The 16,252-nt window shown below is 60.7% G+C and carries 4 protein-coding genes; 1 reads left to right on the top strand and 3 read right to left on the bottom strand.

Going from position 1 to position 16,252, the window contains the following annotated elements; translation table 11 throughout:
• Positions 1-347 precede the first annotated feature (347 nt).
• The 3 genes from BMY98_RS22680 to BMY98_RS22670 are packed head-to-tail and all read right to left on the bottom strand — an operon-like array spanning position 348 to position 5,263.
• Positions 348-1,721, bottom strand: coding sequence for an HlyD family type I secretion periplasmic adaptor subunit (locus BMY98_RS22680; protein WP_074892617.1), 1,374 nt, complete (start codon positions 1,719-1,721; stop codon positions 348-350).
• Positions 1,711-3,864 carry a type I secretion system permease/ATPase gene (locus tag BMY98_RS22675; protein WP_074892616.1) on the bottom strand — a complete coding sequence of 718 codons (2,154 nt, stop codon included), beginning with the start codon at positions 3,862-3,864 and terminating at the stop codon, positions 1,711-1,713. The genes BMY98_RS22680 and BMY98_RS22675 overlap by 11 nt, the downstream gene beginning before the upstream one ends.
• A 49-nt stretch (positions 3,865-3,913) precedes the next feature.
• Positions 3,914-5,263, bottom strand: coding sequence for a TolC family outer membrane protein (locus tag BMY98_RS22670; RefSeq protein ID WP_074892621.1), 1,350 nt, complete (start codon positions 5,261-5,263; stop codon positions 3,914-3,916).
• 402 nt (positions 5,264-5,665) lie between these two features.
• Between BMY98_RS22670 and BMY98_RS22665 the strand changes: the two genes are divergently transcribed.
• Positions 5,666-16,219 carry a retention module-containing protein gene (locus BMY98_RS22665; RefSeq protein ID WP_074892615.1) on the top strand — a complete coding sequence of 3,518 codons (10,554 nt, stop codon included), beginning with the start codon at positions 5,666-5,668 and terminating at the stop codon, positions 16,217-16,219.
• Positions 16,220-16,252: the final 33 nt, after the last annotated feature.

The raw sequence follows: 16,252 nt of genomic DNA, 5'->3' as shown, positions 1-16,252 counted from the left end.
CGCGTCGCTTTTAGTGGGACCGGCTTTAGCCGGGAAGAGGTCAGTTCAAACACCATCAGATTTGCGGTGTCACGCCTGACGCCTTCCCGGCTGAAGCCGGTCCCACGAGGTGCGCGGTCTGTAGGACTGGCTTTAGCCGGGAAGAGGCCCGCGAGAACAACCATACATTTGCGATGTCACGCCTGACGCTTTCCCGGCTGAAGCCGGTCCTACGAGCGTGCGGCGTGTCAGTGGGACCGGCTTTAGCCGGGAAAAGGCCGGTATCAGCACCATTAGATTTTCGGTGTGACACCTGACGCTTTCCCGGCTAAAGCCGGTCCCACAAAAAAGCACGCGGCCCTCTGCCATCAACGCTCGTGCAATGCCTCGGCGCGGGCTTTGAGGACAGGTTTGAGCAGGTAGCTCAGGATGGTTTTCTTGCCGGTAATGATGTCCACCGAGGCGACCATGCCGGGGATGATCAGCAGCGGATGCTCATCGGTGCCGAGGTGGCTGCGGTCGGTGCGCAGTTTGATCACGTAGAAGGTGTTCTTCTTCTCTTCGTCCTGGATGGTGTCAGCGCCGATCTGCTCCAGCTTGCCTTTCAGCCCGCCATAAATCGTGTAGTCGTAGGCCGTGAACTTGATCATCGCTTCCTGCCCCGGGTGCAGGAAGGCAATGTCTTGCGGGCGAATGCGCGCTTCTACCAACAGCGTGTCATCCAGCGGCACCACTTCGGCGATGTCGCTGCCCGGCTGAATCACGCCGCCGACGGTGTTGACCAGCATCTGCTTGACCACGCCGCGCACCGGCGACGTCACCATCGTACGGTTGACGCGGTCTTCAAGGCCCTTGGCCGTCGACTGCGCCTTCGAAAGGTTGGTGCGCGCCTCGTTCAGTTGCGTCAGCGCGTCGCTGCGGAATTTGCCACGGGTCTCATCGATCTTGCGCTGCACTTCGGCAATCGCCGCTTGTGCGCGGGGGATTGCCAGGGTGGTGCCGTCCAGCTGACCACGGGTTTCGACCTCAGAGCGTTTCAGTCGCAGGATGTCCACCGGCGACACCGCGCCCTGGGACACCAACGGCTCGGACATGCCGATCTCCTGGCGCAACAGGCCCAGGCTGCTGCGGTATTGCTCCTGCTTGGAAGCAAATTCGCGCAACTCTTGCTGCCGTTGAATCAACTGCTGCTGCAAACCACCCACTTCGTCCACCAGTTGCTGACGGCGGCTCTTGTACAGGGACTCTTCGTTGGACGCCTGATTCGGCACCAACTTGCGCGCTTCAGCGCTGATGTTCAGCGGACGATCATCGACCTCGGCGCTCAGGCGCTCAACGCGCAGCTGCATGGCCAGACGATCAGCCTCTGTCTCACCAACGTTGGACGCAAAACGGGTGTCGTCGAGACGAATCAGCGGGGCGCCAGCGTCGACGATCTGGCCGTCATGGGCGTAGATCTGCGCAACGATGCCGCCCTCCAGGTTCTGGATCTTCTGGATCTTGGTCGACGGAATGGCCTTGCCCTCGCCCTTCGTCACTTCATCGATCACGGCGTAGTTCGCCCAGACCAGCAAGAACACGAAGAACAGGATCACGGCCCAAATGGTCAGGCGCACGATGCGCGGAGCGTCGTCCACCAATGCCTTTTTGACTTCGGGCAGCGCCTGGCCTTCCAGCGAAGGCGAGCCCTTGAAGTAGCCGAAGATGCCGCCACCGGAGTTTTGACCTGACTTAAGCAACACTGATCTGCCCCTTCTTCAACGCTTCCATAACGGCGGCTTTCGGGCCGTCGGCCACGATCTGGCCGCGGTCGATGACCACCAGGCGATCAACCAGGCTGAGCAACGAAGCTCGGTGTGTCACAAGAATCACGGTCTTTTTCTCGATAACGCCAAACAGGCGCTGCTTCAAACGTTCTTCGCCGGTGTTGTCCATGGCGCTGGTGGGTTCGTCGAGCAACAGAATCGGCGGATCGAGCAACAAGGCCCGCGCCAGGGCGACGTTCTGCCGCTGACCACCGGACAGATTCTGCCCGCGCTCACCCACTTGCAGCTCGTAGCCCTGGGGATGCAGGCTGGCGAATTCATGCACGCCGGCCAGTTCAGCAGCCTGCAGCACCATCTCGTCATCCACGTAACGCGCGCCGGAAATCAGGTTGTCGCGCAGCGTGCCGGACAACAGTTGAATGTCCTGGGCAACGTAACCAATGTTGTGGCGCACTTCACTGACGTCGATCTGGCGAATGTCGACGCCATCCACCAGCAGCGAGCCTTCGTCCGGCTGATACAAACCGACCAGCAGCTTGGCCAGGGAGCTTTTGCCTGAACCGCTACGGCCGATGATGCCGACCTTCTCGCCCGGGCGGATCACCAGATTGATGTTGCGCAGCGCCAGGTTCTGCTGGTTCGGGTACGTGAATTCCAGGTTGCGGAATTCCATGGCGCCCTGCAGGACCTGACGGCTGAGCGGACGCTCATCGAAGTTGCGCTCCTGCGGCAGCTCCATCATCTGATCGACCGACACCATGGTCACTTTGGCTTGCTGATAACGGGTCAGCAGACCGGACAGTTGCGCCAACGGGCCCAGAGCGCGACCGCTGAGCATGTAGCACGCCACCAGGCCGCCCATGCTGAGGACGCCGTCCATGATCATGTAGACGCCAAAACAGATCATCGCCACGCCGGCCAGTTGCTGAATCAGCAGGGTGATGTTCATGGCGAGACCGGAAAGCACTTTGACCCGCAGTTCCAGGCGGCTGAGCGTGCCGATGGTGTGCTCCCACTGGTACTGACGCTCGCTTTCAGCGTTGTTGACCTTCACTGCATCGAGGCCGGCGAGGGTTTCGATCAGGCTCGACTGACGCTCGGCCCCCAGCGCCATGGTGCGCTCAAGGGTGGAGGTCAGCGGTTTTTGCAGGAAATGGCCGATGCCCAGCGCCAGCGGGAAGGCAATGATGGGAATCCACACCAGATGCCCGCCCAGCAGCGCGATCACCAACAGGATGATCAACGTGAACGGCAGGTCGATGAGGCTGGTCAGGGTCAGCGAGGTGAGGAAGTCACGCATGCCCTGGAACTCATGGATGTTCTGGGCATAGCTGCCGACCCGCGCCGGGCGAAATTTCATCGCCATGCCGACGATTCGCTCGAACAGCGTGGCGGAAATGATCAGGTCGGTTTTCTTGCCGGCCAGATCCAGGCACAGACTGCGCAGGCCCTTGAGCAAAAGGTCAAACAGGAACGCGCCACAGATACCGGTCGCCAGCACCCACAAGGTTGCGGTGGCCTGGTTGGGCACGACACGGTCGTAGACGTTCATGACAAAAAGAGGGGTAGCCAGCGCGATCAGGTTGATCACGAAGCTGGCAGCGATCGCGTCGACGTAAAGCCAGCGAGACAGCTTGAGTGTGTCTTTGAACCAGGAGCGAGCGCGCGGGATGAGCGAGCCCTGGGTTACGTCAAATTTATGCTGCGGCTGTGCGAAAAACACCCGACCGCTGTAATCCTGCGCCAGCGCTTCGGTTTCGATCAGCACTTCGCCACCGTTGCTTTCGCTGATCAGCAGGCGGGCAGACTCACCCTCCCAACCGAGCAGAACGGCAGAGCGCCCTTCTTTCAGGAGCAGCAAGGCGGGCAAGGCGATCTCGGGAATCTGGGTGAGCTTGCGTTGCAGCAAACGCCCCTGCAAGCCGGCCCGGGCTGCGGCGCGAGGCAACAGATCCGGGCTCAGGCGTTGGTCGGGCAATGGCAGACCGGTGGTCAGCATCGCCCGGCTCGCTGGCTTGTGGTGCAGGGCGCAGAGTGTCAGCAGCCCGTCGAGTAACGGATCGTCGTGCTGGCTGCGTGGATCATGACCTAATTGAGCCGAAGGTAATTCCAAGTCCACGCTGACACTCTCTTTCTTAACGATTAAAAGAAGCTGACTCCGTCAAGAATCAGTTCATGCCCGGCAGCTGAACGGTCGGTTTGACATCGTTCTGCACAACCGATGCCATCGGCGCTACGACGCCCTGGCTTTTCAGCAATGTGCCCATGTCCGCCTTGATGCGGTACTGGGTGTACGTCTGCAGGTTTTTCAGCTGCACCAGACGCTGTTGCGCGGTGAACAACTCGTTCTCGCTGTCGAGAAGGTCGAGCAGGGTACGCTCTCCCAGACTGAATTGCTGCTGGTAAGAGGTACGCACACTGTTGGCCCGCTCGACGTACTGCTGAGCGATCGGCACCTGGGCATTGGCGTTGTTGTAGGCGTTCCAGGCCAGGCCCAGTTCTTCGTTCAACTGACGCAGTGCGTTGTTGCGGATATCCAGTGCCTGGCTCGACAGGTACGACTTCGATTGCAGGTCGGCCTTGTTGCTGCCACCGGCGTACAGGTTGAAGCGCATGCGGACCATGGCTTCCCAGCCATTGTTGTGGCCTTCGTCGCCGCCAATGTTGTTATCGGCATTGCGGCCCAGTTCTGCATCGAAACGCGGGTAGTAATTGGACTGAGCCGAGGTGTACTGCTTTTCAGCGGCAACGATGTCGGCTTCGGCCGAGCGCAGCACCGGGCTGTTTTCCAGCATCTGGCGGCGGGCTTCGTTCAGATCGGCAGGCATCATCGCGAACGGCGACGGTGCTTCAAGTTGATCAGCTTCCAGACCAACGGCACTCAAGTAATTGGTTTGTGCGTCGGCCAGGTTGGTTTGTTCGGTGATCAGGTTGTTACGAGCCTGTGCCAGACGGGCATCGGCCTGGTCCATATCGGCCATACGACCCACGCCGCGGGAAGTGCGAAGTTTGATTTGGTCGTAAATACGTTCGTGACTCTTCAGGTTCTCTTCAGCCAGCCGAACCATTTCACGCTGGGTAAGAACATCCAGATAGACCTGCGCAACAGTCAACGCGGTACGTTCGGTTGTATTTAACAGCGAGTATGCCCGGGAATTGGCGGTGGCTTGTTGACGCGCAACTTCGTTACTTGTTGCAAAGCCATCAAACAGCATCTGCTGAAGGCGGATGGCGGACTCGCCGCGGTCCAGCGTCTGGTAGTCGTGACGACCGGTCGAGGCACGGGTGCTTGGCGTATCGGAACCGGCCCGGCCGTAGCCAGCCGTGACGTCGACACGCGGCAGGTAGCCGCCTCTCGCAGCGCGGAGCGCGTAGTCCTGGGCGATACGGGCATTGATGCCGGCCTGCACCTCGGGATGTTCGTCCATGGCTTTCTGCATGGCGGACTGCAGGGTCTGAGCCTGAACGAAGCCGGCACAAAGGATAAGGGGTACAGCAGTGAAGAGGTGCTTACGCATTTTGGTGGTTTCCCGAGAACGTACTTGTTCAAAACGCAGCAATACACACTGCCGCATCGTAAAAATGGCCATTGAAGTGATCGTTTCGAGAGTGTTCTGAAGGGCGCTTGCGATCACACTGCAGAAATACGCGATCTCATCAAATATCAATGTGACATTACGGAAGCGATTGTTTAGGATGTCGCCGAATAGGTCAATACTTTGGCAGAAAGTTAATTCCGGTGCCGACCTGCTGTTGATAAATTGACGCCAGATTATGAGCAACTTAGTAAGTTCCCTAACTTGTTATCTGGCATCGAAACAAATGCGAATTTTTTACGTATCCCAGTATGAAGCGGCGTTAGTTAAGGCCGGTCAGCATGATGGATACCAACTGAACGGTAATTTCGGAGAGTCACCCCCATGAGCAGTGTTGTTGCCATCGTCAAAAGCATTGTTGGCCAGGTAGTCGCAGTTTCCCCGGAAGGGATTCGTCGTGTGCTCATCGAGGGTGACCGGTTGTTCACCGGCGAGCAGCTTGTGACAGGCCCGGGAGGCGCAGTCACGCTGCAGCTTGCTGATGGCCGTCAATTGGACATTGGCCGTGACAGCCAGTGGAGCGCAGACGCACCGGCTTCTACCACCAACCTTGCCGAAGCCACCGCGCAAGCGGCACCGTCCGTTGCTGAACTGCAGCAGGCCATCGCCGCCGGCGCCGACCCGACCAAAGACCTCGAAGCCACTGCAGCAGGTCCGCAAGCAGCCCCAGGTGATGGCGGCAACGCAGGCGGCGGCCACAGCGTGGTGATGCTCACCGAGACGGCGGGCGAAGTGGATCCGACCATCGGCTTCCCGACCAACGGTCTGGGGACGACGGCTGTGCCGCCTCCTACGCTGAGCAACGGCCTGCCGATCGACAACGGCAATGGCAACGCCGCCGCTCCTCAGCCAACGGGCACCCTGACACTGACCGCCACCCAGACGCTGACCGAAGCCGGCGGCGCGCTGGTGTACACGGCAAACGTCACGCAGGCCCCGACATCGGACCTGACCATTACCCTGTCCAACGGGTCGACCATCGTCATTCGTGGCGGCGACACGTCGGGCTCTACCACTGTTCAAGTGGCTGACAACAACACGCCGTACATCGACCCTTCAGTTATCAGCACGACCATCACTGGCACAACGGGCGGTGGCGGCCTGGTCGTGACGACCGATCCGACGCCGGCGGTGACCACCATCACCGACACCATCGACACCACCATTGCCAGCATCACCGGCACCCAGTCGGTGATTGAAGGCCAGGCCGCCACGTACACCATTACGTTGAGCAACCCGGCGCAGACCGAAGTCACGATCAACCTGACCTACAGCGGCACCGCGACCAACGGCACCGACTACACGCAAGTGGTCAGCGTGAAGATCCCTGCCAACAGCAGCAGCGTCACCTTTGACCTGAACACCCTTAATGACACGATCCCGGAAGGCGTTGAAAACGTCACCGTGGCGATCGGCGCCATCAGCGGCGGCAACTTCGAGAACGTCGCTGTCAGCGCTACCAACGGCAGCGTCACTACCACCATCATCGACAACGATGCTCTGCCGGTTGTCGATCCGAATGGCGGCGCTAACGGCACCAACAGCGAAACCACCTTCACCGAAGGCCAGGCTGGCGTATCGATCGCCGACCAGTTGACCGTCACCGACGCCGACAGCCCGAACCTGCAAGGCGCGAAAGTCACCCTGACCAACCCTCAGGACGCCGACACCCTGGTGGTGGGCAGCCCGAACACGAACATCGCGGTCAGCACCGCCACCGTCAATGGCCAGATCGTACTGACCCTGACGGGCGCGGCCACCGCTGCCGAATACGAAGCCGTGATCAAGTCGATCACCTTCCAGAACAGCAGCGAAGACCCGAGCGTCGCGGATCGCACCATCACTGTGACCGTCAACGACGGCCAGAACGACTCCGCACCGGCCACCAGTATCGTGCACGTCGTCGCCGTCAATGACGCCCCGACCGTCTCGTTCACCGGCACCGATTACGTCGAAAACGGCGCGCCCCAGGCGTTGGTCAACAACCTGCAGATCGGCGACGTCGACGGCGGCCAGTTGAGCGGCGCGAAGATCACCGTGACCGGCGTTCAGGCCGAAGACCTGATCGCATCGCCGTCCTTCCAGGGTGGCAACAGCGGTACCACGGCCTCGGGCATCAGCTACACGCTGGGCAACGACGCCAACGGTAACGTCGTCATTCAGTTGAACGGCAACGCCTCGATCGCCGACTACACCACGCTGATCAACTCGATCACCTACGCCAACAGCAGCGACGCACCGGTTACCACCCCACGCGGCGTGACGATCGAAGTGACTGACGTGGACACCCACGGCACCAACAACCTTACGGGCAGCGCCACCGGCGAAGTCGCCATCACCCCGGTCAACGACGCGCCGACCGTCATCGACGCATCGGGCAACGGCGACGAAGACACCATCATCGCGGTCAAGCTGACCGGCGCTGACGTCGACGGCACCATCGATCACTTCAATCTGGTCAGCCTGGCAGCCAACGGCACGTTCTACGCCGACGCTGCCGGTACCCAGGCGCTCACCAGTCTCAGCAACATCGCGGCTACCGCCAACGGCGCGACGATCTATTTCAAGCCGGACGCGAACTGGGCGGGCGATACCAACTTCACCTATACCGCGGTCGACAATCAGGGCCAGCCAGCCGGCGCGCCAGCCAACGGCATCATCAACGTCACTCCAGTGGCCGATGCGCCGATCGTTACCGTTGCCGACGCACAAGGTAATGAAGACTCCGCGATCAAGATCAACGTCGGCACCGCATTGGTCGACACCGATGGCTCGGAATCCCTGGGCCCGTTCGTGGTGTCCGGTATTCCAGTGGGCGCCGTGCTGACGGACGGCACCCACAGCTACACCTCGATCCCGACCGGCGACGGCGCTGTCTACATCAATGGCTGGGATCTGACCAACCTGACGATCACGCCGCCGAAAGACTTCAACGGCCCGATCACCCTGCAAGTGAGCTCGACATCGACCGAAAGCGCCAACAAGGACTCGGCCACCACGATTCAGTCCCTGACCGTGAACGTGACGCCAGTGAACGACGGCCCGGCGGTCAACTTCGACAGCGTGACTTACACCGAAAACGGTGCGCCGATCGCGCTGGTCAATAACTTCAGCATCACCGACATCGACAGCACTCAACTGAGCAGCGCAAAAATCACGCTGACCGGTATTCAGGCTGAAGACCTCGTTGTGTCCCAGTACTACAAAGGTGGCACTACTGGCCTGACTGACCTGGGCATCACCTACACCCTGAGCAACGACGCCAACGGCAACATCGTGATCGACCTCACGGGCAATGCCTCGGTCGCCAACTATGAAACCCTGATCAAGTCGCTCACCTACGCCGACAACAGCGAAAACCCGAGCACCGTACCGCGCGGCGTGAGCATTTCCGTCACCGATCTGGACGCCAACGGCACCACTAACCTGACCGCCTCTCACGACGGCCAGATTAACGTGATTGCCGTCAACGACGCTCCGACCGTAAACGCGGCATTGGGCCAGGGCAACGAAGACACCGCCATCGCGGTCAAGCTGACCGGCGCTGACGTCGACGGCACCATCGATCACTTCAACCTGGCCACCATGGCCGAGCACGGCAAGTTCTACGCCGACGCCGCCGGGACCCAGGAGCTGACCAACCTCAGCAACATCGCCGCCAGCAACAACAGCGCGACGATCTACTTCAAGCCGGACGCCAACTGGGCCGGCGACACCAACTTCACCTACACCGCTGTCGACGACCAGAACGTGCCAGCAGGCGCCCCAGCCAACGGCATCATCAACGTCACGCCGGTGGCCGATGCCCCGATCGTCACCGTTGCCGACGCCCAAGGTAATGAAGACTCCGCGATCAAGCTGAACGTGAGCACCGCGCTGGTCGACACCGACGGCTCCGAGTCCCTCGGCCCGTTCGTGGTGTCCGGTATTCCAGTGGGCGCTGTGCTGACTGACGGCACCCACAGCTACACCTCGATCCCGACAGGCGATGGCGCGGTCTACATCAACGGTTGGGATCTGACCAACCTGACGATCACGCCGCCGAAAGACTTCAACGGCTTGATCAACCTGCAAGTGAGCTCGACCTCGACCGAAAGCGCCAACAAGGACTCGGCCACCACGATTCAGTCCCTGACCGTGAACGTCGGGGCGGTTAACGACGCGCCAACGGTTACCTTCACCAACCCTGACTACGTCGAGAACGGCGCACCTCAGGCATTGGTCAGCAACCTCCAGATCGGCGACGTAGACAGCGCTCAACTGAGCAGCGCGAAAATCACGCTGACCGGCATTCAGGCGGAAGACCTGATCGTTTCCCAGTACTACAAAGGCGGCACCGACGGCACCACCGGTACCACCGACCTGGGTATCAGCTACACGTTGAGCAACGACGCCAACGGCAACATCGTTATCGACCTGACCGGCAAGGCGTCCATCGCGGACTACACCACGCTGATCAACTCGATCACCTACGCCAACAGCAGCGATAACCCGATCACCACGCCACGTGGCGTGACCATCGAAGTGACCGACGTTGATGCCAATGGCACCAACAACCTGTCGGGCAGCGCCACTGGCCAAATCGACGTGACTGCGGTCAACGACGCGCCGGTAGTGAACGCCGCTTCGGGTTCGGGCAACGAAGACACCACCATCGCCGTCAAGCTGTCCGGCTCTGATGTCGATGGCACCATTGGCCACTTCAACCTGGTCAGTGCCCCTGCCAACGGCACCTTCTACTCGGACGCCGCCGGCACTCAGCCGCTGACCAACTTGACCAACATCACCGCCAGCAACAACGGCGCGACGATCTACTTCAAGCCGGACGCGAACTGGGCAGGCGATACCAACTTTACTTACACCGCAGTCGACAACCAGAATCTGCCCGCCGGCAACACGGCAACGGGCACGATCAATGTCACGCCAGTGGCTGATGCGCCGATCGTCACCGTCACTAACGCCCAAGGTAATGAAGACAGCGCCATCAAGCTGGACCTGAGCGCTGCACTGGTGGACACCGACGGTTCCGAGTCCCTCGGCCCTGTCATTGTGGGCGGCATTCCAGTGGGCGCGGTGTTGAGCGATGGCAACGGCCACAGCTACACCTCCATCCCTGTTTCCGAAGGCGGCGATGGCGAGGCTTACCTCACCGGCTGGAACCTGAGCACCCTGACGATCACGCCGCCGAAAGACTTCAACGGCTCGTTCAACCTGCAAGTCAGCTCGACCTCGACCGAAAGCGCCAACAAGGACTCGGCCACCACCATTCAGTCCCTGACCGTGAACGTCGCGCCAGTGAACGATGCGCCAGTGGTGAACTTCGACAGCACCACCTACACCGAAAACGGTGCGCCGATGGCGATCGTCAAAGACTTCAGCATCACCGACGTCGACAGCACGGAGCTGACCAGCGCGAAGATCACGCTGACCGGTATTCAGGCTGAAGACCTGATCGTTTCCCAGTACTACAAAGGCGGCAGCGACGGCACCACCGGTACTACCGATCTGGGTATCAGTTACAAGCTGAGCAACGACGCCGACGGCAATATCGTTATCGACTTGACCGGCAAGGCTTCGGTTGCCAATTACGAAACCCTGATCAAGTCGATCACTTACGCCGACAACAGCGAAAACCCAAGCACTGCGCCACGCGGCGTGACCATCGCTGTGACCGACGCAGATGCCAATGGCACCAACAACCTGACCGTCGTTCACGACAGCCAGATGAACATGATTGCCGTCAATGACGCTCCAGTTGTTAACGCTGCGTCGGGCCAGGGCAACGAAGACACTACCATCGCCGTCAAGCTGTCTGGCTCTGACGTCGACGGCACGATCGACCATTTCAATCTGGTCAACACGCCAGCCAACGGCACCTTCTACTCCGATGCCGCCGGCACTCAGCCGCTGACCAACTTGAGCAACATCGCCGCCAGCAACAACGGCGCGACGATCTACTTCAAGCCAGACGCGAACTGGGCCGGTGACACCAACTTCACCTACACCGCCGTCGATGACCAGAACCTGCCAGCGGGCGCGCCTGCCAACGGGATCATCAACGTCACGCCGGTGGCTGATGCCCCGATCGTCACCGTCACCAACGCCCAAGGCGATGAAGACAGTGCCATCAAGCTGGACCTGAGCGCTGCACTGGTGGACACCGACGGTTCTGAGTCCCTCGGTCCGGTCATTGTGGGCGGCATTCCAGTGGGCGCGGTGTTGAGCGATGGCAATGGCCACAGCTACACCTCCATCCCTGTTTCTGAAGGCGGCGATGGCGAGGCTTACCTCACCGGCTGGAACCTGAGCACCCTGACCATCACGCCGCCGAAAGACTTCAACGGCTCGTTCGACCTGCAAGTGAGCTCGACGTCGACCGAAGGCGCCAACAAGGACTCGGCCACCACGACGCAGTCACTGACCGTGAACGTTGCGTCGGTCAACGACGCGCCGGTAGTCGACAACGCCACAGGCAAGGGCAACGAAGACACCACCATCGCCGTCAAGCTGACGGGCTCTGACGTCGACGGCACCATTGACCACTTCAATCTGGTCAACACGCCTGCCAACGGGACCTTCTACTCCGATGCCGCCGGCACTCAGCCGCTCACTGGTACCACCAGCATCACCGCCACCAACAACGGTGCGACGATCTACTTCAAGCCGGACGCGAACTGGAATGGCAGCACGCCGTTCACGTATACCGCCGTCGACAACCTGGGCACGGCTTCCACCACCCCGGCAACCGGCACCATCACAGTGACGCCGATCAACGACGCGCCTGTGGTCAACTTCGGCAGCATCACCTACACCGAAAACGGTGCAGCGACGCCGATCGTCAAAGACTTCAGCATCACCGACGTCGACAGCACTGAGCTGAGCAGCGCGAAAATCACGCTGACCGGCATTCAGGCTGAAGACTTGATCGTTTCTCAGTACTACAAAGGCGGCGCCGACGGCACCACCGGTACCACCGATCTGGGTATCAGCTACAAGCTGAGCAACGACGCCAACGGCAACATCTTCATTGATTTGACCGGCAAGGCTTCGGTAGCCGACTACGAAACCCTGATCAAGTCGATCACCTACGCCGACAACAGCAACAACCCGAGCACCACGCCACGTGGCGTGACCATCGCTGTCACCGATGTGGATGCCAATGGCACCAACAACCTGACTGTCGTGCACGACAGCAAGGTCAACGTGATCGCCGTGAACGACGCGCCTGTTGTCGACAACGCCACAGGCAAGGGCAACGAAGACACCACCATTGCCGTCAAGCTGACCGGCTCCGATGTGGACGGCACCATTGACCACTTCACCCTGGTCAACACGCCTGCCAATGGCACGTTCTACTCGGACGCTGCCGGCACCCAGCCTTTGACCGGTACCACCAGCATCACCGCCACCAACAATGGCGCGACGATTTACTTCAAGCCGGACGCGAACTGGAACGGCAGCACGCCGTTCACGTATACCGCCGTCGACAACCAGGGCACGGCTTCCACCACCCCGGCAACCGGCACCATCACCGTAACGCCAGTCAACGACGCGCCGGTGGTCAACTTCGGCAGCATCACCTACACCGAAAACGGTGCAGCGACGCCGATCGTCAAAGACTTCAGCATCACCGACGTCGACAGCACCCAGCTGAGCAGCGCGAAAATCACGCTGACCGGCATTCAGGCTGAAGACTTGATCGTGTCCCAGTACTACAAGGACAGCAACAGCGGTGATACCGGTCTGGGCATCAAGTACACCCTGACCAACGACGCCGACGGCACCATCTACATCAATCTGACCGGCAAGGCTTCGATAGCCAATTACGAAACCGTGATCAAGTCGATCACCTACGCCGACAGCAGCAACAACCCGAGCACCACGCCACGCGGCGTGACCATCGCGGTCACCGACGTGGATGCCAACGGCACCAACAACCAGACCGTCGTTCACGACAGCCAGGTCAACGTGATTGCCGTCAACGATGCGCCGGTGACCAAGTCAGCGTCGGCAGCGGGCGACGAAGACACCACCATCGCGGTCAAGCTGACCGGCTCCGATGTGGACGGTAAAGTCGATCACTTCAACCTGGTCGACATGGCGGCACACGGCACGTTCTACGCCGATGCGGCCGGCAAGGTCGCGCTGACCAGCCTGAGCAACATTGCGGCAGTCGGCAACGCTGCAACGGTGTACTTCAAGCCAGCCGCCGATTGGGCGGGCAGCACGTCGTTCACCTACAAGGCAGTGGACAACCAGGGCAAGGCAGACTCCACGCCAGCCACCGGCACCATCAGCGTGGCGCCTGTCGCCGACCAACCGCTGGTGACACTGGGTTCCGGCGTCGTTCAGTCGACCGGTCTGGTGAAAGACGTCTACGTCGGCACCCTGAAAAACATGGGCACGGACGGCAACGGCGCCAACGAATCGACCATCAAGGCCGGCTTCAACACCACCGTGGATCCGACCACGCACACGGTCGCAAGCGGTGCGCAGGACTCGTCCGTCTCGGTCGGGACCGGCACCAAGTTGTCCGGTCTGATGTACATGGAAGCCGGCCACACCTACACCTTCTCCGGTACCGCGGACGACAGTCTGTTGATCACCGTCGGTGGCCAGACCGCAGCCAACGCCACATGGGGCGCGGGCGGCAAGATCCAGAGTGCGGGCTTCACGCCAACGGAGTCCGGCTACTACACACTGGACATCTACCACTACAACCAGGCGGGCCCGGGCAGCTACAACATCAACCTGGTCGACAAGAACGTCGGCACCGGCGCGACCCAGACCGTCGCCCTGAACGGCAGCAACGTGCTGCTGTTCGCAACGGTCGATGACCTCAAGGCTTCCGGCCTGAACGTCTCGCCATTGCACGAAGGCACGGTTGGCAGCGGTGAGGGTTACTACACCGGTTACGAACTGAACCACGGCACCGAAGGCGCCGCGATCAAGCTCAGCCCGGTCAAAGCGGTATTCGGTGACAGCCTCGACGGTTCGGAGACTCACGTCACCACCCTGAGCGGCGGCGCACCGGCGGGCTCGATCCTGACCGACGCAGCGGGCCACACGGCCACCGTGACGACCCACGTCGAAAACGGCAAAACCGTGATGGACACGATCGACGTCAGCAAATTTGACCTGTCGACGCTGAGCATCACCACGCCTGACTACTTCAGCGGCAAGTTCACGCTGAACGTCACGGCGACGGCGACCGAAGCGACTGTGCCAGGCGTCCCAAGCGCCGTAGCCAGCGCCAGCGACAGCAAGGCGATCACCGTTACTGTCGAGTCTCAGACCTACAAATCGAGTGAAGGCCTGGCCGGCACCGACCCGACGCCAATCAACGGCACCACCGGTGGCGACATCATCGTCGGCGACGTCAGCGGCACGACCATCGTGCAGGGCAAGAGCTACAACATCGCCTTCATCGTCGACAGCTCGGGCAGCATGGGCAAAAACCTCGACACGGCGAAGACCCAGCTGCAATCGGTCTTCGAGAAACTGGCGAACGGTGCCCAGACGGCCAACGCCGGCAAGATCAACGTGCTGCTGGTGGATTTCGACACCAACGTGCGCTCGACCGTTGCTGTGGACATGTCTGACAAGGCTGCTGCCATGAAGACCCTGTCCGCAGCGCTGGCCGGGATGACCTCGGGCGGTACCACCAACTACGAAGATCCGTTCAAGACCACGGCGAACTGGTTTGCCGGCTTGAACAGCAGCAACCCGACGGGCGAGAACCGCACCTACTTCATCACCGACGGCGAGCCTAACGTTTACCAGAACACCAGCACGGTGCTTGGCAAGGTTAATGGCTCCGATTTCACCCTGGCGATGGCGCTGGTGACCTGGAAGGAAAAAACAACGTACGAGATCAACGGCAAAACGGTCATCACAGGCGATGGCACTGTTTACGACGCGAGCGGCAAGTGGGCCGGCGTACTGACCAGCCATGCCGACGGTAAGGGTGGCAAGGAATACAGCCTGACTTCTCCTGAGATGAACGGTAGCCAGGCGGTCATCACCGACGCGGACACCGGCTACGCACTGCTGTTGAAGCAGTCGCCAACCATCGAAGCAATCGGTCTGGGCTCGGGCGTGAAGACGGCCACCCTCGATCGCTACGACAGCGACCACCACTCGTTGAACAACGTCAACGCCGATGACCTGGCGAAAGCGGTGCTGGGCGACCAGAAAACCATCGCGCCGGGCAGCGACACCCTCAACGGTGGCGACGGCAATGACATCCTGTTCGGCGATCTGATCACCTTCAACAACCAGGGCGGCATTACGGCGCTGAAGGCGTTCGCGGCGGATACCTTGCACGTCAACGTGTCGACCATCGACGACAAGACGCTGCATTCGTTCGTGACCAGCCACATTGATCAGGTAGCAGACCTGGCCGGCAAGTCGTCGACTTCGCTGGACGGCAACGACACCCTGCTGGGCGGCAATGGCAATGACATTCTGTTCGGTCAGGGTGGCAATGACGTGCTCGTCGGCGGTAAAGGCAACGACATCCTCTTCGGCGGCGCCGGTGCGGACACGTTTACCTGGAAAGCTGGCGACACCAACAGCGGTGGCGTTGACGTGATCAAGGATTTCAACAAGGATGCTGGCGACCGCATTGATCTGCGCGACCTGCTGCAAGGTGAAGACACCGACACCCTCAGCAAGTACCTGCAGGTCAGCAACGATGGCCATGACACCATTCTGCAGGTGAGCACCACCGGGCAGTTCGCGTCGAACGTCACTGCGGCTGCCGCGGCGACCACGGCCGATGTGCACATCAAGGTGGAAGGCGTGACCTGGAGCAATGCCATGGTCAACTCGCTGGTGAGCGGTGCGGATCCGACCATCAAAGTCGATCACCACTGATAGCTGAGTCGCGAGAGCTGTTGTACTGTGCTG

The organism is Pseudomonas graminis (genome assembly GCF_900111735.1).
Taxonomy (GTDB): Bacteria; Pseudomonadota; Gammaproteobacteria; order Pseudomonadales; family Pseudomonadaceae; genus Aquipseudomonas; species Aquipseudomonas graminis.
Note: the sequence above shows the minus strand (reverse complement) of the source record. Positions and strands in the feature narration are given on the sequence as shown.